Below are 25,325 nucleotides of genomic sequence, written 5' to 3' on the forward strand. Positions count from 1 at the left end.
TGGAGGATCGTCAGCCCGCTGGGAACAGCGTGCCGTAGTCGGCGAAGGCCATGGCGATGTCCGCCTGGGCCCAGAACCGGTGGTAGGTGAACGTCGGCACCGCGCCGCCGTTCAGGTAGGCCTGCACCTTCGACCACTCGGGGTCGCTGGTGTAGAAGGAACGGATACCGAGGAACGACTTGCCCGGGACGACGGTGTCGCCGTTGGGCATGACGCCGCTGAAGCCCGAGGGGATGTAGACCCCCTGGCCGGTCGAGGCGTTGTAGACGTCGTCGAAGCGGTTGTAGTCGGCGCGCGGCTCGGGCAGCGCGATGCCCTTGCTGGTCTTCGACAGCGCGAGGCGGTCGATGAGGCCCTTGGCCGTGGCCTTCGCCTGGTTGCCCAGGGTCGAGCCGTTCTCCTTGGCCGCGTACCAGATCAGCGTGCGGGCCAGCGAGGCGGCCACGCCGACGTCGGTGCCGGTGTTGCGGATCGTGACGTGCAGGCCGGGGTTGTCGGCCGGGACGCAGGTCGCGCAGCTGAAGCTCGCCGACGGGGCGCCCGACCAGTCCATCTCGTTCGGGATGGCGAAGGTCGCGCCGCTGCCCAGGGTCGTGTTGGCGATCACCCACGGAACCCACTTGTCGAGCACCGACTTGGCGGTCGTGTTTCCGGTCACGTGGTAGAGCTCGGCCAGGCGCTGCATGCCCCAGGCCTGGAAGCCGAACCACTGGTTGGAGGGCGGGTCGTGGTAGACGGGGTCGACGTCGTAGGTCTGCCCGAAGAACTGCGGCAGGCCGCTCGGACGTGACGCGTAGGCGCCGTCCCACGAGTTGGTCGCGCCACCGGCGATGCCGCCTTCTGCGGACTGGAGCCACTTGTAGAACTGGACCTGGCGGGTCAGCGAGGTGTTCCAGTCGGTGGCCGCCGTCGGCGACTGCGGGCGCAGCGCCGAGGGGCCCGAGGGGCTGAGCACCCAGGCCGCGAGCGGGTTCTGGTAGCCGCCGTGGTTGTGGCTGGAGCCGATCCGCCACGCCCACGTGCCGTCCATGGCGCCGCCCCAGGCGAAGTACCAGCTCAGCAGGTACGCCGAGCTGCTCTTGCCCGAGCCCGCGGTGCAGGTGGGGGAGGCGCAGCCGGGGTTCTTGAAGTACTTGTCGTACATCGCGTAGCGCAGGTAGTCGCCGAGCTTGGCGGCCTTGGTGATGGTGGCCGCGATCTGCGACTGGTTGCCCTGCTCGGTTGCCCACTGGAGCGCCCAGTAGGCGGCCTGGACGGCGCGCGCGTCGGCGTCGGGGGCGTTGGTGTAGCGCCACTGCGGGGCCGCGGTGCCCTGGATGAACAGCGGCTGGAAGCCGCCGCCCGTCTGGCCGTACCGCTGGGTCTCGCACGAGGGGTGCGGGATGGTCTCCCAGACCGACTCCTGCGGGCCGCGCTGGTAGGTGTTGATGTACGTCACGCGCTTGGTGTTGTCGCCACACTCGCTCAGGCTGCTGCCGCGGCCGGTGCCGAAGCCGTAGACGTCGTCGACGTCGATCAGCCAGTGCATGGCGTACATGTTGCGGTTGCCGTAGGTCGACTGGAGCTCGGCCGCCAGCGGGTCGGCGCCGGCCACGACCGAGGTCGAGAGCGGCGACGGGTACTGGTTCGGCTGGTTGAACTCGGGCGCGTAGTCGGCCGGGTCACTCGGGTTGTACGCGGTCTGCCCGCCCGGCTGTCCGGCCGACGACGGGATGATGTACTGCTCCATCAGCGTCCACGAGGCGTTGAACGGCGCCCAGTTGCGGGTGATGCGGCCGTACTGCGCCTCCAGCCAGATCAGGTAGGAGAACGCCTCCGACGTGGTCTCGTGACCGTGGTCGGGCGCCTCGACGAGCAGCGTCTCCACCGAGTGGTAGGGGATTCCCTCAGGCGACAGGTAGCCCGAGGCGCTCGCCTTGAGCTTGTTGTACTGCGTCTGGAACTCGGTGATGTACGCGTTGGTGGTGCTCTCGTCGTCCGCTTCGGTCGCCGTGACCGCCACCGAGGTCAGGCCGGTGGATGCCACGGTGAACGTGCGGGTGCCGTTGGTGCTGTCGGCGTCCTGCGCGGCGCTCAGGGTCACGTTCTGCGCGGTCGCGTAGTTCGACGGGGTGAACGTCAGCGACGTGCCGCCGGTCGCGGTCAGGTCGGAGTCGCCCGAACCGGCCGTCGTGGTGACGGTGACGTTGGAGGTGGGGGCGATCGCCAGGCGGACACCGAAGATCGCGGTGTTGCCCTCGGGGACCGTGATCGCGGTCGGCGAGACGACGAGCGACTGGGTCGTGCCCGGGTCGTCGTCGGCCTCGTTCGCGGTGACGCTCACGCTGGTCAGGCCGCTGGAGGCGACCGCGATCGTGCGGGATCCGTTGGTGCTGTCGGCGTCCTGCGCGGCGGCCAGCGTCACGTTCTGCGGGGTGGCCCAGTTCGACGTGGTGAACGTCAGGCTGCCCCCGGAGCTCACGGTCAGGTTCGTGTCACCCGAGCCGGCCGTCGAGGTCACGGTGACGTTCGACGTGGGCTGAGCCTGGAGCCGGACCGAGTAGGTGGCCGTGCCGCCCTCGGGCACGCTCACCGTGGTCGGCGACACGATCAGAGCCTGAGGTGTCGGCGACGGCGAGGGGGACGGCGACGGGTTGGCCCCGTTGCAGACCGTTCCGTTCAGCGAGAACGAGGTCGGGTTGGTGTTGGTGCCGCTGAACTGCCCGTTGAAGCCGATCTGGACGTTCGCGCCGGTGGCCAGGTTCTGCGCCCACGACGGCGCGACGACCGTCACGTTCGCGCCCGACTGCGACCAGGTGGCGTTCCAGCCCTGCTGCACGGTCTGGTTGCCCGGCCAGGTGTACGTCAGCCGCCACGGGCTGACCGCGTCGCCGAGGTTCTGGATGGTGATGTTGGCGCCGAAGCCGCTGCCGTTGTCCCACTGCTTGGCGTAGGTCACCTGGCAGGCGATGGCGGCGTTGGCGGGGAGGGTCGGGATCGTGGCGAGGGCGACCGCGGCTACCAGGGCGGTGAAGACCGCCATGACGCGGAACCGCCATGACCGCAGCCGAAGTCGGGGTGGGGGTCTCATAAGCAGGTCATCTCCGTGGCAGGGGGTGGGCGGATCTCAATGTGGGCGTGTTTCCGCGCGACGTACAGGGTGTTTCCGCGACGTGACGACCCCGGGTGATCCGACGTGGGACAGCGCGAGGAAGAGGGTGAAACGTTCAGGATCGCGGCTTGTGTGCGGCCCGGCGGGGAGTTATCCTCATTCTCAGAAGTACTCAGGTTGAGAAAGACGGGCGATGAATGAGGAAGAGTGGTTGAAGGCCTATGGCCCGCGTGCTTACTACGACGCAGCCGTGACGGTTGACCTCGTCATCTTCACGATCCGGAATGAGGAGCTCCACGTCATGCTGATCGAGCGCGGCCAGCCGCCGTACGAGGGCATGTGGGCGCTCCCGGGCGGATTCGTCCTGGAGGAGGAGGATCTACCGGAAGCTGCTGCCCGGGAGCTCTCGGAGGAGACGGGCCTCGATCACGTCTGGCATGAGCAGCTGAAGACCTTCGGAAGGCCTGGCCGTGACCCGCGCACGCGCGTGTTCACGGTGGCCTACCTGGCATTCCTGCCTCAGTTGCCCGAACCCGTTGCTGGATCCGACGCTGCGAAGGCCGCGTGGACCCCCTTGGCTGCCACCGAGGGGATGAAGCTCGCCTTCGACCACGCCGACATCTTGGCCGAGGGGGCGGAGCGGGCCCGGGCGAAGCTCGAATACAGCTCGCTCGCCACCTCGTTCGTCGGACCGGAATTCACCATCTCCGAACTGCGCAAGGTCTACGAGGTCGTCTGGGGCGAGCAACTGCACGCCGCCAACTTCCATCGGAAGGTTCTGTCGGTGCCCCGATTCGTCGAGGAGACCGGCCGCACCACGGAGCGCGGAGGAGAACGTGGGGGCCCCCGGGCCCGGCTCTACCGATGGGGCGGGGCGACCCAGCTCCACCCGGCCTTACTACGTCCGACATCTGAATAAAAGCTCGAAGCCACCGAACAGGAGTCACCGCATCATGGGATGGGGCCACTGGTCCGACGATGAGTTCGAGGCCGCGCAGATCTACCGCGAGCAGCGCGGCCTCGCCGACTTCGGCCACGACGAGGCGATGCGCCACCAGCCGCGCCACATGCGGCGGGTGCACCAGGCGCTCGACCCGTACAACATGAGGTTCCGCGAGGCGCGCGACTCGCAGGAACACCCCGAGAGCATCGCCGTCGCGGTCTTCTTCGACGTCACCGGCTCGATGCAGCGGGTCCCCAGAGAGCTCCAGGTCCGCCTGCCGAGCCTGCTCTCCACGGTCACCGCGCTGCTGCCCGACGCCCAGATCCTCTTCGGCGCCATCGGCGACGCCACGGCCGGCGACCGCGCCCCGCTCCAGATCGGTCAGTTCGAGTCGGACAACCGCATGGACGAGGACCTGCGCCGCATCCTGCTGGAGGGCGGCGGTGGCGGCGGCATGGAGGAGAGCTACGAGCTGGCCCTCTACTTCCTGGCCCGGCACACCGCGCTCGACTGCCACGAGAAGCGCGGGGTGAAGGGCGTCGCCTTCATCATCGGCGACGAGAAGCCCTACCCGTCGGTGGCCGGCCACCAGGTGGCGGGGCTGTTCGGGGAGTCCATGGTCAAGGACGTGCGCATCGAGACCATCGTCAAGGAGGCCTCCCGCACCTGGGACATCAACATGATCATCCCGGGCGCCACCTCCCACGCGGGCGACCAGCAGGTCAGCGGCCTGTGGCGCGCGCTTCTCGGCGACCGCGTGATCGAGCTCGACGACCTCTCGTCGATCTGCGACACGATCGCGCTCACCGTGGTCGACCGCGTCATGTCCCAGAAGGCCCACTAGCGAGAGTGGACGCCGCCATGGAAGATCACATCATCGTCACCGACCTCGGATACGGCGACGCGGGCAAGGGCACCATCGTCGACTGGTTGTGCTCCCGCGCCCCCTACCGGGCCGTCGTCAGGTTCAACGGCGGTGGCCAGGCCGGCCACAACGTCGTCACCCCCGACGGCAACCACCACACCTTCTCCCAGTTCGGCGCCGGTACCTTCTGGAAGGTCCCGACGTTCCTGTCGCGGTTCATGATGGTCGACCCGATCCGGCTCGCCAGCGAGGCCAAGCACCTGTCGCGGCTCGGCGTGCCCGACCCGATCGGCCTGCTGACCGTCGACCCCAACGCCCTGGTCACCACCCCCTACCACAAGCTGGTCAACCGGTTCCGGGAACGTTCCCGGGGCGACCGGCGCCACGGTTCGTGCGGCATGGGCGTCGGCGAGACGGCCTCCTACGCCCTCGACTACCCCGACGCCGCGATCCGGGTCGCCGACTGCGGCAACCCGTGGGCGCTGCGGCCGCTGCTCAGCCTGCTGCGCGACTGGGCCTCCGACGAGATCGGCGAGCCGATCAGGGTCCCGGCCGTCGAGGACGTGGCCGACGCCTACCGGCAGTTCGCCGCGACCGTCCACACCGGGCGGCTGCCCTCGGGCGGGCCGCTGATCTTCGAGGGCGCCCAGGGGGTGCTGCTCGACGAGTGGGCCGGCTTCCACCCGTACACGACCTGGTCGACCACCACGTTCAGCAACGCGTTCGAGCTGCTCGGCGAGGCCGGGACCGACGACGCGAAGCGGCTCGGTGTCGTGCGGACGTACATGACCCGGCACGGCAACGGCCCCTTCGTGACCGAAGACCCCACCCTCGACCTGCCCGAACGCCACAACCGGACCGGCGAGTGGCAGGGCCCGTTCCGCACCGGCCACCTCGACCTCGTCGCCCTGAAGTACGCCGCCGACGTGTGCGGCGGCATCGACGAGATCGCCCTCACCCACCTCGACGTGGCCGAGGAACACCCCGAGCTCAAGGTCTGCCGTGAGTACGCCGACGGCCTGACCCTGGTGCCCGGCGGCGGCCTCGACCACCGCGCGGCGGTGTCGGAGCGCCTCCTCACCGCCCGGCCGATCCTTTCCGACGCCCCCGACTCCTGGGCGGGCCTGGTCGCCCAGGAACTCGACGCCCCGGTGACGGTCCGCTCCAACGGGCCGACCTGGCTCGACAAGAAGATCAGGCGGGCGGCAGCGGCGAGGCGCTAGCGACCAGCTCTCCGTTCTTGAACCCTTCGGCCCTGATCTCCTCACCGCTCGGGACGGCGAGGGAACCGGGACCGTCGGTGACGTCGATTGAGCCACGGGGGCGTCCGTCGACGTACACGTCAACACGGTCGAGACCGAGAGTGTCGAAGTGGACCGTCCCCTCGGCGGCGCCGATCCTGAGGCGCCGCCGAGGGAGCTTCGCCAGCTCGCGCCCGGCCGTCTCCATCAGGTCGGGGTTGCCGCCGAGCAGGTCGGCCACGGTGAGCTCGTGCCGTACCGAGGGCACCACGCCGAGGTCTTCGAGCGGCGTCCCGGCCGACGGGCCGACGCGCAGGGTGCGCCTGATCGCGACGCTGATCGCGGCCCCGGCCGGCAGCGGCTCGTACGGGGTGCCCGGCACGTCGTGGAGGTCGTCGAGCAGGTCGGCCTGGCCGACCACGTTCGCGCCGCCCGCGCCGGTGTTGCCGTCGGTGCCGATGATCGTGCCGATGCCGTGGTCGGCGAACCCCGCGGCGAAGATGTCCGAGGTCGAGTAGCACCGCGCATCGGTGATCAGCACGACCGGCCCGTGGTAGAACTGCCCGAACGCGTTGACGATCTCCTCCGAGCTGAGCGGCAGCGCGTCGGAGTAGACCGCGCCGGTCTGCACCGACAGCTCCAGCGACTCCAGCCACGGGGCGTAGTCACGGGTGTGCCTCGCCAGCAGCAGGTTCAGCGGCGTGCTCACCATCTGGGCCGGTTCGGGCTGGATGCGCCGATGGGTGAGGAACTGCAGCAGGATCTCCCCGGCCAGGATGTGCCCGCCGGGGTTGCCGCGGATGTCGATGATCAGCCCTTCTTCGGGCAGCGACGTGATGATGGACGCGAACGTCTCGACGTGCGCCTGCAGCGCCGCCACCCACTGCGCCTGCGAGGTGAACTGCCCGAGCCCGAACCCGGTGATCCTGACGTGCCCGAACGTGCCCGAGGTCGTCTCGACCGCCCGCCACAGGAAGATCCCCGACTGGGTGTAGTTCGAAGGCCCGGCCCCGCTGAACAGGAAACTCCTGATGGACGCCAGGTGCTCGCCCTCGATGTCCACCCCACGTGGCGCGTCCCCGCCGGGCGGCGTGGCCGGCACGATCCGCCGCAGCACCAGCCACGGCATCCTGAGTTCCTGGGGCTTGCCGTCGAGGTCGACGTACGAGAGGACCACCCACTCCTCGTCGGGCGGCAGATGCCCGGCCAGCGCCCGCTGCGTCAGCGAGTCGAGCCCCCGCGCGTGCCGCGCGGCCAGGTTGCTCCCGGCGTACCGCTCGCCGTTGACGTCGGCCGCCTTGCCGATCGGCACCCCGTTCCAGTGGGTGACGGTGACTCCGACCTTCAGATCCGCCCCGACGGGCAGCAGATTGGCGTTGATCTGGGTGACGAGATAGGTGTCACCGGCCTGTTCGATCCGGAACGGCAGGAACGCGGCGGCATCCGCGAACGGCTTCGGCAACTGGTAGCCGGTGTGCAGGTCACGGACGGAATGGAAGATCGACTGCAGCTCGAAGTGGAACGCCCACTCGGGATCGGGCGTGACCTGACGGCTGAGCCGAGCCTGCAACAACCGCAGCCGCTGGACGGGATTGACGCCGTGCATGGCGACCTTGAGCGGCAGATGCGCGAAGTTCTGCTCGAACACGACGAGCGCCTGCCGCACGATGAGCCGCCGCTGATCGAGCGTGAGCGTTCCGGCGGTGGCGAGGAAGTCGGCGAGAGTGCCGGGGACGACGGTCCAGACGGGCTGGGGGGCGGCGGCTTCGGGCTGGGGGTCCGAGGCGGCGGCGGTTAAGACGGCCTTTGCATCCATATAGGCCTCCTGGTGGCCTTCAGGTGGGATGTCGGAAGTCCACCATGCCGCCCAGGAACGATCCAGAGGAGAGTAGGGGGTTACTCACCAAGAAGCTCGTGCAACCGCCAGCCACTCTGGTGCCCGGCCAGTCGGAGCGCGAGTTCGGCGCGGCTGGCGAGCTGGAGGGGAGTGGTCTGCGTGGCGGCGTAACCGTGCACGATCCGGTCGAGGGCCGCACCCACGAGCGGTCCGGCGGTCCTGATCGTCGCGGGCAGCGCCACCGACCGGGTCGAACCGCCGTGGAGCACGATGTTGCGCTGCCGGTAGAGCCGTCGCATGCTGCCGCGCACATATTTGTTGATCCGGCTGAGCGTGGGGCCCGGCTGCGCCGAGAGTTCCCGCATCCGATGGAAGGCGGCCACGGTGGCCGGGTCGGCGGTGGGGACCGCCGGGCCCGAAGCCAGCCAGCCGAGCATGACCCGGCAGCGTTCCTTGTTGCTGGCGACTCCCGACAGCTGGGCCGCCAGACGATCGTTGCAGGCCAGCACCTGCCTGTCGTAGCTGAGGGTCGTCAGCTCGGCCCTCGGCCAGCCCGCCGTGACCAACGCCGCCGCCCGGTCGGCGGATACGGCCCGGCTCTCCTCCCGGTCGGCGTCGTCGGTGTCACAGAAGAGCAGGGACTCCAGAGCGCTCCAGGCCCCGGCGACGGCCTTGCTCGGTGAACTCTCGGTCAGCCCCGCGGCCAGTTCGAGGGCGTCGTCGATCAGGGAGCCGTCGGTGCCGAACTTGGGCGACTCGTAGAGGATCCTGTTCTTCTCCAACGAGGCGATGCTCACCGCCGAGTCGCCACGCCGGAACGGCTGCGGCGTGCTCACGCCGCTGAGGAAGATCTGCGGGAACACGTCGAGTGGTGTCGTCGAGCGGCTGTACCGCACCCGGTTGCGGATCCGGTCGAACCGCTCGGTGATCTCGTGCAGAGCCGAGATCGGATCCCGTGCCTGCACCACGAAGATCAGCCCGCCCGAGACCATGGCGCGGTCGACCTGGGGCTGGTCCTTCTCCAGCCGGGCCGCGACGATCTCCCGGCTGATCCAGTGAGCCGACTCCGACGCGACCGGCGCGGCGGGGACCTTCCCTTGGAGCACGACCAGGCCCTCATACGCCCGGTGACCCGCGGCCTCCAGTTTCATGAAGAGCTCCACGAGATCGGCCGCCGTCGTCGTGGCGCCGAAACCGGTGGAGATCTGCGACCACACGAAGTCGGGGTGCAGGCCCACGTCCAGGACATGGGCGGCGATGCAGCGGGCCGCACGCTCCACGTGGAAATCGCCGGACACCAGAATGTCGCGCCAGCGCTCGAGGTAACCGTCTTCGGCGAGATCCGCCAGCAGCGCGAGGGAGCGCTGGCTCCGGGTGGCCGGATTGATCGGCTGGTTCAGCAGCTTGTTGAACTCGGCGCGGACCCGGCCGTCGCCGATGGCGGCGTCGGTCTTCAACCGGGGGAGCAGCGATTCCCGTGAATACCAGGCCAGACTGGCAGGGGAGAGCACATGGCGCCCCACCCAATCGGCGGCCTCCACGCCTTCGCGCAGCGCCAGGATCGTGCCGAGGTCCCACGCGCGACGTTGCCAGCCACGCCACGACTGGAGGAGTTCTCGAATCCGGGCCATCACCAGAGCGTCACCGGCCGATGTCACGTAGTGCTCACTTTCTTGCGCGCGGGGGTTCGCGGCATGTAACGTGGGGGACCTAGGCAGGGGGGCCGCCCGAAAGGGTCGCTCCCCAATTGCCTTTTCTGGGGTCTGATCTTTCCCGATCTCGCTACTTTCTGCTACACATTCGGCATGATTCGTAGTCATGGGCAGCAATGGGACGCCCTCGTCGGTGAATGGACCGTCACCACCGCTCTCGCCGACGGCCAGCCTCTAGGCCAGGTCAGATCCACGTTCGAATGGCTCGACGACCGGTTCGTCGTGCAGCGCACCGATGTCTTCCCCGGTGCCCAGGGCATGCCCGAGCTCTTCCCCGCCATCTGCCTCTACGGCTTTGACGACGGCACCGGCCGTTACACCCAGCTCTACTCCGACGGCCGTGGCGTCCACCGCGTCTACCAGTGCACCCTCGACGGCGGCGTCTGGAAGATGTGGCGCGACCACCCCGGGTTCAGCCAGCGATTCACCGCCACCGTCGAACGGGACGTCATCGACGGAAGGTGGGAGCTCGCCCAGGAGGAGGGCGTGTGGGTCGGGGACATCTCCGTCAGGTACGAGAGAGGCGATCGGCGCGTCTGATCGGCTCCGGCAGCCGGAACTCCGGCGCCAGCCGCAACACCTGGGCGCACGCGTTGTCCAGGCTCATCCGGTGCCCCTGCGAGACGTAGACGGGCTTCACACCGTCGCGGGTCCGCAGGGCGCGCCCCACGACGTCTCCGTCGAGGGTGATCGGCGCCCACGACCCTCGCGCCACGCCGGGTTCGGGATACGTCCCGACGAAGGACGTCTTCGCCACCCCGATCGCCGGCAACCCCGTCACCACCCCCAGGTGGCACGCCAGGCCGAACCGCCGGGGATGCGCCACCCCGTAGCCGTCGCACACGAGCAGGTCGGGTGTCACCGACAGCCGCGACAGCGCCGTCAGCAGGGGCGGGATCTCGCGGAACGCGAACAGGCCCGGCACGTACGGGAACCGCGCCTTCTCCCGCGCCACCGCCTGGTCGACCACCCGTAACGCCGCGTCGAGCACCACGACCGCTCCGGTCACCTGGTCGTCGGGGCCGTAGCCCACGTCGAGTCCCGCCGTGAGACGCACCTCAAGAGGCCCCTCTGAGGTCAGGTCGGCCAGGGGGCGCAGGCGGTTCTGGATCTCCGACGCCTCGTCGGTGGTGGTCGGTTCGTCCCAGGTCATCCCCACAAGGACCCACCGTAGACTGCCGGAATGACGCGAGCGGGAGGTACGCGTGCGGCGCTGCTCGAAGCAGCCCTCGCCGTGTTCAACGAGCGTACCTATGGCGACACCCCGGTGGCTCTGGTGGCCGAGCGGGCGGGGGTTTCGGTCGGCACTCTCTATCGGTATTTTCCCAGCAAGGAGGCGCTGGGGAACGCCGTCTACCGGCTCTGGAAACAGCGGCTGGTCGAGCGGCTGGCGGCCGAGCACGTCGCCGACGCCTCGTCGGAGAGTATTTTCGCGGCGATGTTCCGGACCTTCGTCGGGTTCGCGGCCGACCATCCCGAGGCGTTCGCGTTCCTCGAACTGCAGCAGCACGAAAGCTATCTCGACGTCGACAGCCGGTCGACCTCCACCTCGGTCGACGAACTGGCGGTGGATTTCATCAGAAGTGGGCAGAAGGCCGGGGAGGTCAGGGCCGGTGACCCCCACATGCTGCTCGCCCTCGTCTACGGCGCGATGGTCGGGCTGGTGAAGTCCCGCCGGGCGGGGCTGCGGGTGGGCGACGACGATCTGGCGGTGGCGCAGGCCGCGTGCTGGGCGCTGCTTGACAGGGGTAGCGTAGCGGAGTGAACATTCACTCCGTCTAAGGAGATGAAGATGCGCCTGACGTTCAACGGCAGTCCGCACGAGCACGACCCCGCCCCCGACGACACCGCCGCCGAGGTCATCCGGACCGTGTTCGCTGCTACGGGGACCAAGGTGTCCTGCGGTGCCGGGGTCTGCGGGGCCTGCACGATCCTCGTCGACGGCGAGCCGAAGGTGTCGTGCCTGCTCCCGGCCGCCCATCTCGACGGGACCTCCGTCACCACCGTCGAGGGGATCGGCGGCGACCATCCCGTGCAGCGGGCGTTCGTCGAACTCGACGCGCTCCAGTGCGGCTTCTGCACGCCCGGCTTCGTGACCGAGGCGGCCGCCTTCCACGACCGCTGGCGGAAGGACCACGACGGGGTGCCCTCGCGCGACGAGGTGGCCGACGCGCTGACCGGGCATCTGTGCAGGTGCGGGGCGTACGAGAACATTCTCACCGCCGTCCAGAAGGCGTGTGCCGGGGCGTTCGACGACCGCGAGCCGGTCGCCGCGCGGGTCGAGGCGCCCGCCAAGGTCACCGGCGCGGCCGAATACACGGTCGACGTCGCGCTGCCGCACATGCTTCACGGGGTGATCGTGCGCTCGGCCCGGCCGCATGCCCGGGTCACCTTCGAACTGCCCGAAGACGCGGTACGTCTCCTCGACGGCGACACCGTCATCTACACCGGCCAGCCGATCGCGGCCGTGGCCGCCGCGACCCTCGCCCAAGCGCGGAAAATCGCCCACGGCATCGAGATCTCCTACGAGCCGCTGCCCTCCGTCGTCGACTCCGACGAGGCCCGCCGTGACGACGCGCCGGTCATCTTCGCGACCCCCGACGAACGGAAGAACGCCCCCTCCAGCGCCGAGGGCGCCGGGTTCCCGGGCCGGTGGAAGGGCAACGTGAGGTCGGGCTACGCCTCGGCCTGGCGTGGGCGTACCGCGCGGAAACGGCTCGACGCCGCCGAAGAACGGAACGCCCCCGGCTACTTCGCCGCCACGTTCACCACCGCGGGTCAGTCGCACACGGCGCTCGAACCGCACGCCTCCGTCGCCGACTGGCGGGCCGACGGGCTGACGCTCTACACGTCCACCCAGGGGCTCGGGCACATCAAGGCCGCCGTGGCCAAGCGCTGGAGCCCGCCGAAGGTCGAGGTCATCGCCCGGCACGTCGGCGGCGGGTTCGGGTCGAAGCTCTCGCTCGGCGCCGACGCCGTGGCCGCCGTCGAGCTGTCCAGGAAGACGGGCCATCCGGTGAAGGTCGAGCTGTCGCGCGCCGAGGAGCTGACCGACACCGGCTACCGGCCCGGCACCCGCTCCGAGCTGCGCATGCTCGGCACGCCGACCGGTGGGCTCGCCGCGATCTCCCTCGACGTCGCGGGGCACGGCGGCGTCTCGACCGGTTCGATGGTCGCCACGCTGGGCCTGATGATGTACGGCCGGGGCCCCCGCCACTTCCGCGACCGCGACGTCATCGGCAACGCGCCCCCGGCCAGTCCCTTCCGGGGTCCCGGCGGGCCGCCGTTCGCGTGGGCGGTCGAGCAGGGCGTCGACGAGATCGCCCACCGGCTCGGCGCCGACCCGCTGAAACTGCGCCGCACCTGGGACGGCAACCGGCGCCGCCGCGCCCTCTACGAGATCGCCGCCGAACTGCCGCTGTGGCGCGACCGGCCGCTCGACCGTCCGACCGGGCGCTTCCGGCGCGGGGTCGGGGCGGCGGCCGCCAACTGGATCTACACCGCCGACCTCGACACCAAGGTCGAGATCACCGTCCGCGACGGCCGGATCGTCGCCAGGACCGCCACCCAGGACATCGGCACCGGAGTCAGGACCGTCATCCGCAACGCGATCAGGGAGGTCTTCGACGACGCCGAGATCGTCGTCGACCTCGGCCACTCGGGGGCGCCGCACGGTCCCGTCGCGGGTGGCAGCCGGTCGACCGCCTCGGTCGGCCCGGCGGCCAGGGACGCCGCGACGAAGCTCGCCGCCCACCTCGACGGCAAGCCGGTCAGCGAGGCCGAAGGCGTCACCGTCGTGGGCGAGCGGCCCAAGGACAAGGGCGGTTCCGCGATCCCGGTGTCGATGGACCATCTGCGCATCGGGCGGGGCCTGGCGGGAGCCGTACACATCACCGAAGTGGAAGTCGACACGCTGCTCGGGCAGACGCGGGTGCTCAGGGTCTGGGGCGGCATCGCCGTCGGCACCGTCTACGCGCGGCAGACCGCTCGCAACCAGTGTGAGGGCGGCATCGTGCAGGGCATCGGCTACGCCCTCTACGAGGAGCGGATCACCGACCCGCGCACCGGCGTGGTCCTCTCGGCGAACCTGGAGGACTACCGCCTTCCCGGCATCAAGGACACCCCCGAGATGACCATCCACTTCCACGAAGACGGGTGGGACCACGTCCCCGGCGGCGGCATCGGCCTCGGCGAGGTCTGCACCATCTCGGTCGCCGCCTCGGTGGCCAACGCGGTCTTCAACGCGACCGGCTACCGCCCGCTCGACCTGCCCATCCGCCCCGACCGGCTGCTCGAAGGGATGCCCCGATGACCTCGGAATACAGGGCCGGTGGCACCGACCTGATGGAACGCAGGGCCTCCGGCCGCTCGAAAGGCCCTCTCATCGATCTGTACGACCAGGGCCTCCGGTCGATCGACCGCACTCCGGATGGTGGGTTCCGCATCGGCGCGATGGTCACCGTCGACACCCTCGCCACCGATCCCGCGCTCACGAAGGCCTACCCCGCGCTGGCCCTGACCGCAGGCGCTCTGGCGACCCCGCAGATCAGGCGGGCCGCCACCCTCGGCGGGGTGCTGCTCCAGAAGACCCGCTGCCGCTACTACCGCAACGAGCACTACGAGTGCCTGAAGACCGGCGGCACCGGCTGCCCCGCCCGCGACAACCCGGGCGAACGCGCCGTCGTGCTCGACCTCGGGCCCTGCGTGGCGCCTCATCCGTCGTCGGTGGCCCTCGCGATGCTGATCTACGACGCGGTCGCCGAGATCCGCGACGGCGCCCCGCGAAAGGTGGCCGACCTCTACGGCGACGGCGCCCGCGACCACCTGCTCGACGACGGCGAACTCCTCACCGCGATCACCCTCCCGCCGCCGGTCGAGAACGAGAAGGCGGGCTACAAGCGGGCCATCAGCCGCGCCTCGGCCGAATGGCCGCTCGTGGAGGCGGTCGCCCACCTGACCGTGGAAGACGGCGTCGTCGTCCGGGCCGGGGTGGCCGTCGGGGGAGTGGCGGCCGTCCCGCTGCGGCTCCCCGACATCGAAGCGGCGCTCGTCGGGGGTCCGCCGTCCTTCGGCGGCCAGGTCGCCTGGTCGGCGGCCTTCCCGGAGACCGCCTACAAGATCCCCCTGACGAACACCCTGATCAGGGACGTCCTGACTCAGGCCTTGTAGTTCTCCAGGTGCGCCAGCACCGCGTGGTTGGCGGCCCAGCCGTCGGGAAACTTGATCGGCACGTTGAGCTGCACCCGCGGGCTCATCGGATGGTGGTCGAGCAGGTCGGCGATCCCGGCCCGCGCCACCACGATGCACGCGTGCCGGTGCCGTGACGTCAAAACGCACAGCCGCCCCGACTCCAGGTGGAACGCCGTCGCGTCGCGCCGCCCCGACAGCGGGTGCAGCACGATCGTCACGTCGTACTCGCGACCCTGGAGCCGGTTGGCCGTGTCGACCGTGACGCCCTCGGGCGGCCCGGCCAGCCGGACGGCCGCGACCTGGTCGTTGTGGGCGCAGCCGATCGCGATGCGCTCGGGGGTCACCGGGTGGGAGCCGTGCTCGTCGTGGGCGACCGCGCCGCGCTGGACCAACCGGCGGGCGAGCTCGGCGCAGGCGTGCGCGGCCTCGGGGTCGGTGCGGACGGTGTGGCGGTTGGGCAGTTCGTGCAGCGCCCAGCCGGTGGCGGCGGCGATGTCGACCGTACGGTCCCAGACCGACCGCATGCCCGGCACGGTCAGTTTCAGCTCGCGGGTGCCCTCCTCGGTTCCGGCGGTGAAGCCGCCCGCCGGGTAGAACGCCTCGGCGACCATCGGCGCCGCGCTGGCCGGCAGCCGCCACGACACCGGGAGCCGATGGGTGCGCAGCCCGTTGAGCCGCTGGGTCACCGCGACGGCGCTCTGGAGCGGGTCCCACTTGAGGCCGGTCCAGCGTTCGCTGTCGACCACGCTGAACGGGTCGAGCTGCCCCGGATCGCCGACGAACAGGGCGTGGCCGTCGGCGAACAGGCGGGCCACGCCGAGGAGCTTGTCGGAGCGCATCTGGTAGGCCTCGTCGACGATCGCCCAGCGCCAGCTCCGGTCGGACACGTAGGCCCACTTGTCGGCGGTGGCGGTGACGACCTGGCAGGCGTCCACCTGGGTGATCTTGCTGCCGGTGGTGACGCCGTCGTGGCGGCGCACCCGCTCGGGCGGGTCGAAGCCCTCGGCGTGCAGGCGGCCGATGGCCAGGTCGGGGGCGCGGCGGGCCAGCCGGTCGACCAGGTCGTCGACCTGTTCGTTGGTCTGGGCCACGATCATCAGCCGCTCGCCCTTGGCCGCGATGGCGGCGGTCGTCTCGACGACCAGCGTGGTCTTCCCCGCGCCGGGCGGCGAGTCGACCACCAGGCCGGGCGAGGAGGCGCTCGTGTAGTCGGCCAGGATCGTGTCGGTCGCGGCCCTGGCGGCCTCGGCGGGGTTCACGACCAGGCCTCCATCGCGTCGTCGTCGGTCGGGACGTATTCGGGCGGTGGGCCGCCGTGCGTCCACGGGGTCTCCTCGCGCGGCGGCAGCGGGGCGCGGCGCGACTCGCCCGGGTCGAGCTCGGTGTAGCAGATCACGGTCCCGACCCCGGGCACGCTGCCCTCGGCGGGCTGGCCGCCCCGGCCCATGCCGTCGTCGATCTGGATCACGACCGACCGATCGGAAATCTCCGCGATGGTCGCCGACTGGCGGGGACGGGAGGGCGATCTGACCTTCTTGCCCTTGGAAAGTCGTACGGGATCGGCCGTTTCGATCGTCACCAGGGGACGCGGGACCTCGCGTTTCCCGCCCGGCGGCACGATGCGGCGGGTCAGGTCGACGGCCACGACCTCGCCCGCGAAGGCGACCCCGTCGGCGCGGTATTCGGCCATGACGAGTGGGTCGTCGAAGGCGCGGGTGGCCTCGAACGACTGCTGCGCGGCCTCCAGCCGGGCCAGCCGCTTGGCCGCCGCGACCGCGCTGTCGCGCTTGCCCTGGGGCAGGCCGCCGCCGTCGATCCAGGCGCGGTGCAGGGCGACGTGGACGCGGTCGCGCTCCCAGCGGGCGGTCGCGCCGGGCGACTCTTTCAGCGCCGCGAGCAGGCCGATCGCCTGCCACATGCGCTCCCACGTCGGGCGGAGCTGGCCGTGCAGCGCCTTCTCGACCTGGCCGGTCGAGCCGGTGACGTCGTAGTGCTCGATCGCCTTCTGGAGCTCCTGCCGGTCGAACTCGGGGTGGGTGTCGGGCCCGGCGGGCGGGGTCAGCGGGTCGTCGGCCAGCGCCGCCGCCTCGGGACCGCTCAGGCCGGCGGGCGGGTCGATCCAGCCGAGCAGCGCGGCCAGGTCGCCGTCTTCGGGCGCGCTCTGGCCGGTCACCCAGTGGGCGGTCAGCAGGTCGGTCATCGCCACCATCAGGGACGATCCGGCGAACTCGCTCTGCTCGGCCAGGAACGTCAGCCACCGGCCCAGCATCGGCACCGCCGGATCGACCGCGTAGGGGCCGGTCGTGCGCCGGAACCGCGACGAACGCCCGAGTTTGGCGGTGAACTCGACCCCTCCCACGGTCGGCACCACGATCTGCGGCGCGTCGAGGCACCGCTCGAACGGCGTCTTCGCCTCCACCGTCTCGACCTGCCGGGAGATCCGGTCGATGTACGGCAACAACACCGCCCCCAGGTCAGCGAGGAACTGGAACCGCAGGTCGCGGTTGCGCGGCTGCGGCACGACGAGCAGCCTCGGGTTCCGCGGATCGGTGCCGACCATCGCCGCGAGCGGCGCGGCGGCCTCACCGGCCAGCCGGAGCGGCACGAACACCATCGGCGCCTCGGCCAGATGGATGTGCCGCACGGTGGCGCGCGGCAGCGCCCGGCCCCGCTCCCGCGCCTTCACCTTCACGTAGGAGTGGAGCAGGCTCACGCGACCGCCTCGTCGTAGATGCGCGCGACGTGGCGGAGCCGCTCGGCGATCTCGGCCTGGTCGTCGGCCACCGGCTCACCCGGCGTCGCGACCCGCAGCGCGGTGGTGATCGACTCGATCCCGCCCAGGTCGTCGCGGACGATCCGGCCCAAAGCGTCGAGGTGCCCGTTGAGATGGGCCTCCTTGCGGCACAGGTGCGACAGCTCGCACGCGCTGAGGCACTGCGGCGCGTAGCGCGCCGGGATCGAGGTCACCGCCGCCTCGATCTCCTTCTGCGACTGGTCGAGGTCGAGACTCAGCATCTCGGGCAGCCGGTCGAGGATCGCGTCGATCCTGGTGAGCCGGGAGAGCTGGCGGGCCAGCGTGACGAGCTGGTGGCGCACGTCGACCGTGGTCGCCGTCGGCTCGTTGGTGAAGTCTTTCGGGCAGACCAGGATCACGTCGTGGGAGACCAGGTCGCGGCTGCCGACCAGTTCGCGCAGGGCGTGGATGTAGACCGCCGCCTCGCGCGCCGCCGCCGACACCTTCGGGGTGTCGGCCTGGTCGTCGAGGATCGCGAACGACTTGATCGCCACGATGTGGAACCTGCCGCCCAGCTGGAACGCGATGACATCGGGCTCCAGGTAGACCGGGTGACCGGCGACGTCGAGCTTCAGCAGCGGCCGGTCGAGGATCGTGGCCCGGCCCATGCCCTTGGCGGTCTGCTCGATCACCTGGCGGGTGCGCTTGTGCCGCACCGCCTGGCCCTCCTGGCCGCCGGCGTCTTCGAGGTTGACATAACCGGCCTCCTCGATCGGCAGGTCGAGCAGCCCGCGCAGCAGCCGCAGCAGGTGGGCCGCGCCGTTGGCCTTCACCAGATCGGTGAACTGCTGGTTGCGCTGGATCGCGAACGGCGACTGGCCCCACCGGTCGTCGAACCGCAGCCGCTTCATCAGCAGCGGCTTGTCGATCGCCGCGGCGTCGAGGATCGCCCGCCGGTCGCACGCCGGGTTCGCGGCCAGCGCCGCGATGCTGCGCGCGTTGTGGTCGGCCCCCGGGGTCGTGCCCCGGATCGCGTCGAGACGGGTCACGCGGACCTCACCGCCTTGACACCCGAACCGAAGAGCTGCTCGACCGGCCCCAGCCGATCTGCCGCCCGCGCGGCCGCCTCCCGCCTGTCCATCTGATCCCTCTCCTGGTGTACGGCCAGCTCCGCCTCCGCCGCGGCGATCACCCTGGCCGGATCGCCGGGCCCGAAGCCGTCGGCGCCCCCCGGGATGTTCTGCGCCAGCCGCCCCAGCAGCCGGAACGCCCCCGGAGAGGCGGTCTCCAGCCGCGTCAGGTGTTCGGCGAGCCGGATGGCCGAGGTCAGGAAGTCGGTGCGGGGGCTGAGCGGCCCGATGATCCGCTGGGGCAGCTCCCACGTGCTGAGCGCCAGTAAACCGCGTGCCGGTGACAGAAGTTCGGAGGTCAGCGCCGCGCACAGGTAGTAGGGCCGCGCGCCGGGCGCCGAGCGGTAGGACTTCTCCTCGTCCCGCCGGAGGCTGGTGAGCTGGGTGTTGGCCATCTGGCCGTCGAAGAACGACTCGTCGACCGCGACGATCATCTTCGCGGCGGTCGGGGCGCCGAGCAGGGTCAGCGCCCGGTGGACCTGTTCACGCACCGGCACCAGCGCGGGCTGGGCCGAGGGTTGCTCGACCCCCGTGTCCCACTGACGTTCGGCCTCCCGCAATCGAGCCCGCAGGGCCCGCGCCTCGGCGTGCCGCCCGGCCGCCGTGGCTTGCCGGATGGCCGTTCTCAGCTTTCCCATCTGTGCTTCCAGCCCGTCCAGATCCACGTTTCCGCACCTTAACAGCGCCCCCACGGAAAGCCAAGCTATTCCAGTTGCTTCCAGTAAATTCCAGCATTATGGTCACGGCTGTGACCCGCGAGAAAAGAGAGAACCCATGAGCCGCTGCAAGCCCCCCTTACCCCGGCCCGAGTTCGACGCCCGCCTCGACGCGGCGCTGGGCGAGGAGCGCGTGACCTGGCAGATCGTGGTGCCGCCCGCCTGCCGCGCCGCCCTGCCCCGGGCCGACCGCTTCCGCGTCAAGGTCGGCAGCGTGTCCGGCTGGCGTGACACCGTCGACCTCGCCTACCTGCTGGAGCGCGCCCTCCTCCAGCCCGAGGGAGAGCGGGTGGCCGCGCTCCGGGCCGGCGTCATCCGCATGTACGCGGGCTCGAAGGACCTCGGGGGAGCACGCGTGCTGGCGTGGCTCCACGCGGTGCTCGACGACCGCTGGTCCCTCGTCGACGGCGACTGGTGCGCCCTCGACCCCGCCGCGCTGGCCGCCGCCCTCGACGAGATCCGCCCTCTCTTCGTGACCCGGCCCGACCTGCCCGCGTGGCACCCCGGCGACTCGCCCGCCTCCTACGCGGGCAACGCCGGTAACCTCGACCCCGGCCTGCTCCACGTCGGCGGCGAGTTCGGCGACCTGCTCACCGAGACCGGCGACCTGGTCCACGTCACCACGGTCGCCGACCTGGGCTTCACCGTGAGCCGGGCGCTGGAGTCGGCCCGCTCCCTGGCGACCTCACGGCAGGCACGGGCCCGCTTCGCCGGCGAGGTCGAATCGGCGAGCCTCGGCCGCCGCGCGGTCGGCACCCGCTTCCGCCCGTCATCGGTGGTGTTCGCCCTGCTCGCGGCCACCCCGGTGCCACCGGAACGGCTCTTCCCGCTGGTGCGGCTGTCGCTGGCCGAGGCGGCCAGGGAGTTCGGCGCCCTGGGGATGGGTGTAGAAATTTCGGTACACCGCCAGTAATCAGCCGATATACGCAGAGTATACGCCCGGGTGCAATTCTGAGGTCACACCGGAGGAAACAGCAACGGGGAGTAGACATGCGGAACCACACCAAGAACCTCATCGCCGCCACCGCCCTGGTCATCGGGGGACTGGGCGCCACCGCGGCAACGGCCGACATGCACTGGTCCGCCGGAACGCTCCAGGCCTGGGTCGGCCCGGGCAGCGCCAAGCTGATCGCCTGGGTCGGCCCGACCGCCTTCACGAAGTCGGCCTGGACCGGCCCCACCAAGGTGCAGACGGCCGGTTGGATCGGGCCGACGAAGGTGCAGACGGCCGGTTGGATCGGGCCGACGAAGGTGCAGACGGCCGGTTGGATCGGGCCGACGAAGGTGCAGACGGCCGGTTGGATCGGGCCGACGAAGGTGCAGACGGCCGGTTGGATCGGGCCGACGAAGGTGCAGACGGCCGGTTGGATCGGGCCGACGAAGGTGCAGACCGCCGGCTGGATTGGCCCCACGAAGGCGCACACCGCTGGCTGGGTCGGTCCGACCAGCGTGCAGAGCGCGGCCTGGGTCGGTCCGACGAAGGTGCAGACGGCTGGGTGGATTGGCCCGACGAAGGTGCAGACGGCTGGCTGGGTCGGGCCGACCAACGTCCAGACCGCGGCCTGGATTGGCCCGACCAAGGTGCAGACGACCGCTTGGATCGGGCCCACCTGATTCGGATATACGCGTTCTATACCGCCGTCTGGGACTCTGGGACGCACGACAGCGACCCGGAGGGTGACATGCGGAATCGTGTGAAGGTGATCGTCGCGGGGATCGCGCTGGCTCTCGTGGCGGGGGTCGGCGGTTGGGGGACCGCTTCGGGGGACGTCGGGGTTCTGGCCGGCCACATCGCGATGGACTGACGAGTGGATATACGCCCGCTATACGCGGGCGTGTCACTCTGGCCTCTCACCTCTGACGGGGGACCAACCATGAAGGAAAGAGCAAGAGCAGGCCTGACCGCCTTCGCGCTGACGGTCGGTGTCCTGGGGGCACTGAGCGCGCCCGCGGCGGCCGTCGAACCGTCCGACGGGACGATCGTCCTCGATGTTCGCATCGACGATCCGACCAAGTACTTCAGACCGCCCGTCGCGTGCGGGGACAACATGCACTGGGGCAACCCCGAGTGTCCCGAGGGCAGGCACAACATGCACTGGGGCAACGAGTGAACGCCCGTAAGGCGCTGGCCGTGACGGCGCTGACGCTGGGAGCGCTGGGGGCGTTCGCCGCGTCGACGTCCGCGCCGCCGGACGCGCCCGCGATCGCCGCGCCCGGCGAGAACATGCACTGGGGCAACCATCCGCCCGAATGAGAACCGCACAGGGAAGCCGATGAACAAGAGCCGCAAAGCCGCACTGATCGCCTTCACGCTGACCATCAGTGCGCTGCTGGCGCTCAGTGCGCCGGCCTCGGCCGTGCCGTGGAACGAGGTCTTCTTCAACACGTGCCCGGAGAACATGCACTGGGGCAACGGGGAGTGCAGGGAGTGACGGTTATACGCCGCGTATACGGCGGCGTGTGAGTCTGGTTCAGGGGGACCGACCGAATGACGAAGAGCACGAGAGCGGTTCTGGCCATCGTCGCGCTGACCGCCGGCGCGCTGGGGGCCCTCAGCACACCGGCCGCGGCGGATCCGCCGCAGCCGACCGAATGCGATCACGGGTGGTGCGTGCCACTCGACCAGATCAAGGAGCGGCCGGGCGAGAACATGCACTGGGGTAACAAGCCACTCGGATAGACCGGGAAGGCTACTCGAGGCGGGATCTGAGTTCCGCCGCCTGTCTCGTGGCCTCGGGGGAGTCGAGGCCGTCGAGCAGGGAGCAGGCCCTCTCCCACAGGGCCCGCGCGGCCTCGTCGTCACCCAACCTGCGGAGGGTGACGGCGAGGGCGTCCATGGCGCGGGCCCGCCAGGTGGTGTTGTCCATCTCGGCGAACAACGTCACCGCTCGCTCGAGATGGGACACCGCGGCGCCGAGGTCATCGCCGGACTCGTACAGGCGGCCGAGCCCGAGTGAGGCGCTGGCCTCGGCGAACTGGTCGCCGACGCGCTGCCCGGCGGCGACGGCGGCCTTCATCGACGTCTCGGCGTCGGCGCGTTCCCCGGCGGCGAGCTGGGCCTGGCCGAGGCCGCGCAGCAGGTAGGCCTCGCCGACGAGGTCGCCGAGCGCGCGCACGAGGGGCAGCGCGGCGGCGAAGGCGTCCCGGGCGGGGGCCGGTTGCTCCTGCCGCACGTGGGCGTCGCCGAGCCGGAACAGCGCCTGTGCCTGGCCGCGCCGGTTGCCGATGTCGCGGAAGGTCTGCAGCGCGTCGCGCAGCAGCGCCTCCGCTTCGGCGAACGCGCCCTCCTCGAGTTTGATCTGGGCGAGCCCGATGCCCGCGTGGGCCTGGGCGGCCCGGTCGCCGGCCTCTCTGAGCAGGTCGGCGGCCTCCTTGTAGCGGTGGTGGGCGCGTTCGGGCGTGCCGGTGATGCGGTCGAGCAGGGCGAGGTTGCGCAGCGCCAGTCCCACGCCGTGGTCCGACTCGATCGCCTCGAAGCGGGCCGAGGCGTCTTCGAGCTGTTCGGCGGCCGAGGCGTACTCCTGGCGGAAGAGGGCCAGGCTGCCCAGGCCGTACACCATTGCGGCCTCTCCGAGCCGGTCGCCCGCCGCGCGGGCGGCGGCGAGCGCGATCTCGTGGGTGGAGCGCCAGTCGTCGAACAGGCTGCGGGCCTCGAACAGTGTCACGCACGTCATCGCGAGCTCCCAGGCCAGCGACGCGTGCCCCATCTCGGCGGCCTGCGAGACGGCCGACACGAGCCCGGCCCGCTCGGCGGCCAGCCACTCGATCGGCTCGCCCATCAGCGCGTCGGCCAGCGCCGGATCGGGGATGCGGCGCGGCGTCGACCCGCGCAGCACCGCGAAGTCGCCGCCGTATTCGCGGCGGTGCGCCTCCTGCGCCAGGGTCAGCCAGGTGCCGAGCGAGCGGGTCATCGCCTCGGCGCGGGCGGTGTCGTCGTCCTCCTCCAGCGCGCGTTCGCGGGCGAACAGCCGGACCAGGTCGTGGAAGCGGTAGCGAACGCCGCCCGCGTGCTCCTGCGCCACCACTTCGAGGAGCTGCGCCGCGACGAGCTGCTCGAACAGCTCACCGAGGGGCTCGCGGCCGATGCCGAGCAGCGGCCCGCCGGCCCATTCGCCGAAGTCGGGCACGCCGAGCAGGCTGAGCCGCCGGAACAGGGTCGCCGCCGCCGGGTCGAGGTCGCGGTAGCTGAGCCCGAAGTTGGCCCGCACCCGCACCCCGCCGTGGCTGAGCTCGCTGAGCCGGTTCCGCTCGTCGGTCAGGTGCCCGGCCAGGGTCCCCGCGGTCAGGCGGCTGCGCCCGGCCAGCCGCGCGCCCGCGATGCGCAGCGCCAGCGGCAGCCCGCCGCACAGCTCGCTCAGCCGGGCCAGCTCGGGGTCGGCCGGGTCGACCGCGCCACCGGCGAGCCCGGCCAGCACGGCCACGCCCTCGCGGTCGCCGAGGGTGTCGACGCGCAGGATGTCGGCCCGCTCCTGGGCGACGAGACCGTCGAGGCCGTCCCGGCTGGTCACCATGACCGCGCAGCCGGGACTGCCGGGCAGCAGCGGCCTGACCTGCCCGGCGTCGCGGGCGTTGTCGAGCACGAGCAGCACCCGCCGCCGCGACAGCACGCTGCGCAGCAGCCCGGCCCGCTCGTCGACGTCGTCGGGGATCCGGCTGCCCGGCACGCCGAGCGCCCGCAGGAACCGGTCGACCACCTGGCGGGGCGCCAGCGGTTCGGCGTCCTCGGCGTAGCCGCGCAGGTCGACGTAGAGCTGGCCGTCGGCGAAGCGCCCGGCCACGCGATGGGCCCAGTGGACCGCGAGGCCGGTCTTGCCGACGCCGCCCATGCCGGTGAGTCCGAGGAACGCCGGAACCCCCTGGCGCTGGCGCAGGTCGAGGAGCCGGTCGAGTTCGGTGAGCTCGCCGGTCCGGCCGACGAAGTCGGCGACGTCGTGGGGGAGCTGCGCCGGGGTGGGGAAGAGGTTGGGGCCGGTCTTCGGCTCGGCCGGGCGGGGCGCGGGCACCCGGGAGTCGCCGCGCAGGATCTCCTCGTGCAGGGCGCGCAGTTCGGCGCCGGGCTCCAGGCCGAGCTCGCCGATGAGGACGCGCCGTCCCTCGCGGAAGGTCTCCAGGGCCTCGGCCCGGCGTCCGGCCCGGTGGAGGGCGAGCATCAGGTGGGCGCGCAGCCGCTCGCGGGTGGGGTGTTCGGCCACCAGTCCGGTCAGTTCGCCGATGAGGTCCTCGTGGCGGCCGAGCGTCAGGTCGGCGGTGATCCGCAGCTCGGCCGCGCGTAACCGGGCCTCTTCGAGGCGGGTCGCGGCGGGCCAGATGGCGGGGTGGTCGGCGAGGTTGCCGTAGGCCGGGCCGCGCCACAGTTCCAGGGCCTTGGCCAGCAGGCGGCGCCCGGCCGCCGGTTCGCCGCCGTTCATCGCGCGGGCGCCCTCGGCCGTGAGGGCCTCGAAGTCGGCCGCGTCGAGCTCGCCCGCCCCGACCGACAGGGCGTAGCCGGACGGGTGGCGGACCACCCGGTCCCGGTCTCCCAGGGCTTTGCGCAGGTGGTAGACGTACAGGCGAAGATTTTCGTGCGCGGACGCGGGCGGATCCTCCCAGAGCGCGCCGATGAGGCGCGAGCCCGCCGTGGGCGCGTTGGCGTTGCCGATCAGCAGGGCCAGCAGGAGCCGCTGTTTCTCCGAGCGCAGCGGCACGGGCGCGCCGTCGACCGTGATTTCGAGCGGACCGAGAACGCGAAGCCTCATCGCCACCTTCGGGGGGTGATCTTCGGGAGTGACAGCACCCTATCGGGCGATCGTGCTATGTGCCTTATCCAATTACGGATCGGGGCAAGACGGCCGTATACCGCGTTATACGGCAAAAATACGCTGCTGCC

23 protein-coding genes are annotated in these 25,325 nt (G+C 71.0%); 14 read left to right on the plus strand and 9 right to left on the minus strand.

The window, feature by feature from the left end; translation table 11 throughout:
- Positions 1–10: 10 nt before the first annotated feature.
- Positions 11–3,070, minus strand: a complete 3,060-nt coding sequence (locus ACYQ78_RS32890) for a glycoside hydrolase family 48 protein (RefSeq protein WP_459804850.1) — start codon at positions 3,068–3,070, stop codon at positions 11–13.
- 214 nt (positions 3,071–3,284) lie between these two features.
- Between ACYQ78_RS32890 and ACYQ78_RS32895 the strand changes: the two genes are divergently transcribed.
- The 3 genes from ACYQ78_RS32895 to ACYQ78_RS32905 are packed head-to-tail and all read left to right on the plus strand — an operon-like array spanning position 3,285 to position 6,122.
- Positions 3,285–4,010, plus strand: coding sequence for an NUDIX hydrolase (locus ACYQ78_RS32895; RefSeq protein ID WP_459804851.1), 726 nt, complete (start codon positions 3,285–3,287; stop codon positions 4,008–4,010).
- 34 nt (positions 4,011–4,044) lie between these two features.
- A complete protein-coding gene (locus ACYQ78_RS32900; RefSeq protein ID WP_459804852.1) occupies positions 4,045–4,878 on the plus strand; it encodes a hypothetical protein in 834 nt (277 codons plus the stop codon).
- Positions 4,879–4,895: 17 nt separating this feature from the next.
- Positions 4,896–6,122 carry an adenylosuccinate synthetase gene (locus ACYQ78_RS32905; protein ID WP_459804853.1) on the plus strand — a complete coding sequence of 409 codons (1,227 nt, stop codon included), beginning with the start codon at positions 4,896–4,898 and terminating at the stop codon, positions 6,120–6,122.
- Here the strand turns inward: ACYQ78_RS32905 and ACYQ78_RS32910 are convergent.
- Together ACYQ78_RS32910 and ACYQ78_RS32915 are read right to left on the minus strand one after the other, a co-directional pair.
- Positions 6,094–7,956, minus strand: a complete 1,863-nt coding sequence (locus ACYQ78_RS32910; protein ID WP_459804854.1) for a S41 family peptidase — start codon at positions 7,954–7,956, stop codon at positions 6,094–6,096. The two genes, ACYQ78_RS32905 and ACYQ78_RS32910, sit on opposite strands and share 29 nt — an antisense overlap.
- Before the next feature lie 80 nt (positions 7,957–8,036).
- Positions 8,037–9,608 carry a hypothetical protein gene (locus ACYQ78_RS32915; RefSeq protein WP_459804855.1) on the minus strand — a complete coding sequence of 524 codons (1,572 nt, stop codon included), beginning with the start codon at positions 9,606–9,608 and terminating at the stop codon, positions 8,037–8,039.
- A 174-nt stretch (positions 9,609–9,782) separates the two neighbouring features.
- Between ACYQ78_RS32915 and ACYQ78_RS32920 the strand changes: the two genes are divergently transcribed.
- Positions 9,783–10,229: a hypothetical protein gene (locus ACYQ78_RS32920; RefSeq protein WP_459804856.1), complete on the plus strand. Its 447-nt coding sequence runs from the start codon at positions 9,783–9,785 to the stop codon at positions 10,227–10,229.
- Here the strand turns inward: ACYQ78_RS32920 and ACYQ78_RS32925 are convergent.
- On the minus strand, positions 10,198–10,842 hold the full coding sequence (locus tag ACYQ78_RS32925; protein WP_459804857.1) for an endonuclease V: 645 nt from the start codon (positions 10,840–10,842) through the stop codon (positions 10,198–10,200). The genes ACYQ78_RS32920 and ACYQ78_RS32925 overlap by 32 nt on opposite strands.
- 30 nt (positions 10,843–10,872) lie before the next feature.
- On the opposite strand from ACYQ78_RS32925, the gene ACYQ78_RS32930 reads away from it, so the two are divergent.
- Genes ACYQ78_RS32930 through ACYQ78_RS32940 form a run of 3 tightly spaced genes read left to right on the plus strand, consistent with a single transcriptional unit; the run spans position 10,873 to position 14,858 of the window.
- A complete protein-coding gene (locus tag ACYQ78_RS32930; protein ID WP_459804858.1) occupies positions 10,873–11,454 on the plus strand; it encodes a TetR/AcrR family transcriptional regulator in 582 nt (193 codons plus the stop codon).
- Positions 11,455–11,481: 27 nt separating this feature from the next.
- Positions 11,482–14,001, plus strand: a complete 2,520-nt coding sequence (locus ACYQ78_RS32935) for a molybdopterin-dependent oxidoreductase (protein ID WP_459804859.1) — start codon at positions 11,482–11,484, stop codon at positions 13,999–14,001.
- Entirely contained in the window at positions 13,998–14,858 is an 861-nt protein-coding gene (locus ACYQ78_RS32940) for an FAD binding domain-containing protein (RefSeq protein WP_459804860.1), read from the plus strand. The genes ACYQ78_RS32935 and ACYQ78_RS32940 overlap by 4 nt, the downstream gene beginning before the upstream one ends.
- Here the strand turns inward: ACYQ78_RS32940 and ACYQ78_RS32945 are convergent.
- From ACYQ78_RS32945 to ACYQ78_RS32960, 4 genes are read right to left on the minus strand one after another with little or no spacing between them, the layout of a single operon-like run.
- Entirely contained in the window at positions 14,846–16,138 is a 1,293-nt protein-coding gene (locus ACYQ78_RS32945; protein WP_459804861.1) for an AAA domain-containing protein, read from the minus strand. The two genes, ACYQ78_RS32940 and ACYQ78_RS32945, sit on opposite strands and share 13 nt — an antisense overlap.
- Entirely contained in the window at positions 16,135–17,592 is a 1,458-nt protein-coding gene (locus ACYQ78_RS32950) for a hypothetical protein (RefSeq protein ID WP_459804862.1), read from the minus strand. The genes ACYQ78_RS32945 and ACYQ78_RS32950 overlap by 4 nt, the downstream gene beginning before the upstream one ends.
- Positions 17,589–18,662: a hypothetical protein gene (locus ACYQ78_RS32955; RefSeq protein ID WP_459804863.1), complete on the minus strand. Its 1,074-nt coding sequence runs from the start codon at positions 18,660–18,662 to the stop codon at positions 17,589–17,591. The genes ACYQ78_RS32950 and ACYQ78_RS32955 overlap by 4 nt, the downstream gene beginning before the upstream one ends.
- A complete protein-coding gene (locus ACYQ78_RS32960) occupies positions 18,659–19,408 on the minus strand; it encodes a hypothetical protein (protein ID WP_459804864.1) in 750 nt (249 codons plus the stop codon). Before ACYQ78_RS32960 ends, ACYQ78_RS32955 begins: the two co-directional genes overlap by 4 nt.
- 109 nt (positions 19,409–19,517) lie before the next feature.
- Between ACYQ78_RS32960 and ACYQ78_RS32965 the strand changes: the two genes are divergently transcribed.
- From ACYQ78_RS32965 to ACYQ78_RS32995, 7 genes are all read left to right on the plus strand, one after another.
- Positions 19,518–20,372, plus strand: coding sequence for a DUF6119 family protein (locus ACYQ78_RS32965; RefSeq protein WP_459804865.1), 855 nt, complete (start codon positions 19,518–19,520; stop codon positions 20,370–20,372).
- A 77-nt stretch (positions 20,373–20,449) separates the two neighbouring features.
- Positions 20,450–21,073: a hypothetical protein gene (locus ACYQ78_RS32970; RefSeq protein WP_459804866.1), complete on the plus strand. Its 624-nt coding sequence runs from the start codon at positions 20,450–20,452 to the stop codon at positions 21,071–21,073.
- A gap of 68 nt (positions 21,074–21,141) precedes the next feature.
- On the plus strand, positions 21,142–21,264 hold the full coding sequence (locus ACYQ78_RS32975; RefSeq protein WP_459804867.1) for a hypothetical protein: 123 nt from the start codon (positions 21,142–21,144) through the stop codon (positions 21,262–21,264).
- 69 nt (positions 21,265–21,333) lie between these two features.
- Positions 21,334–21,570: a hypothetical protein gene (locus ACYQ78_RS32980; protein WP_459804868.1), complete on the plus strand. Its 237-nt coding sequence runs from the start codon at positions 21,334–21,336 to the stop codon at positions 21,568–21,570.
- Positions 21,567–21,713, plus strand: a complete 147-nt coding sequence (locus ACYQ78_RS32985) for a hypothetical protein (protein WP_459804869.1) — start codon at positions 21,567–21,569, stop codon at positions 21,711–21,713. The genes ACYQ78_RS32980 and ACYQ78_RS32985 overlap by 4 nt, the downstream gene beginning before the upstream one ends.
- Positions 21,714–21,732: 19 nt before the next feature.
- Complete coding sequence (locus tag ACYQ78_RS32990; RefSeq protein WP_459804870.1) at positions 21,733–21,891, plus strand: hypothetical protein; 159 nt, start codon at positions 21,733–21,735, stop codon at positions 21,889–21,891.
- 56 nt (positions 21,892–21,947) lie between these two features.
- Positions 21,948–22,139, plus strand: a complete 192-nt coding sequence (locus tag ACYQ78_RS32995; RefSeq protein WP_459804871.1) for a hypothetical protein — start codon at positions 21,948–21,950, stop codon at positions 22,137–22,139.
- A gap of 10 nt (positions 22,140–22,149) precedes the next feature.
- Here the strand turns inward: ACYQ78_RS32995 and ACYQ78_RS33000 are convergent, their stop codons facing one another.
- On the minus strand, positions 22,150–25,194 hold the full coding sequence (locus ACYQ78_RS33000) for an AfsR/SARP family transcriptional regulator (protein ID WP_459804872.1): 3,045 nt from the start codon (positions 25,192–25,194) through the stop codon (positions 22,150–22,152).
- Between the last annotated feature and the right edge of the window lie 131 nt (positions 25,195–25,325).

Source organism: Herbidospora sp. RD11066, assembly GCF_054661255.1.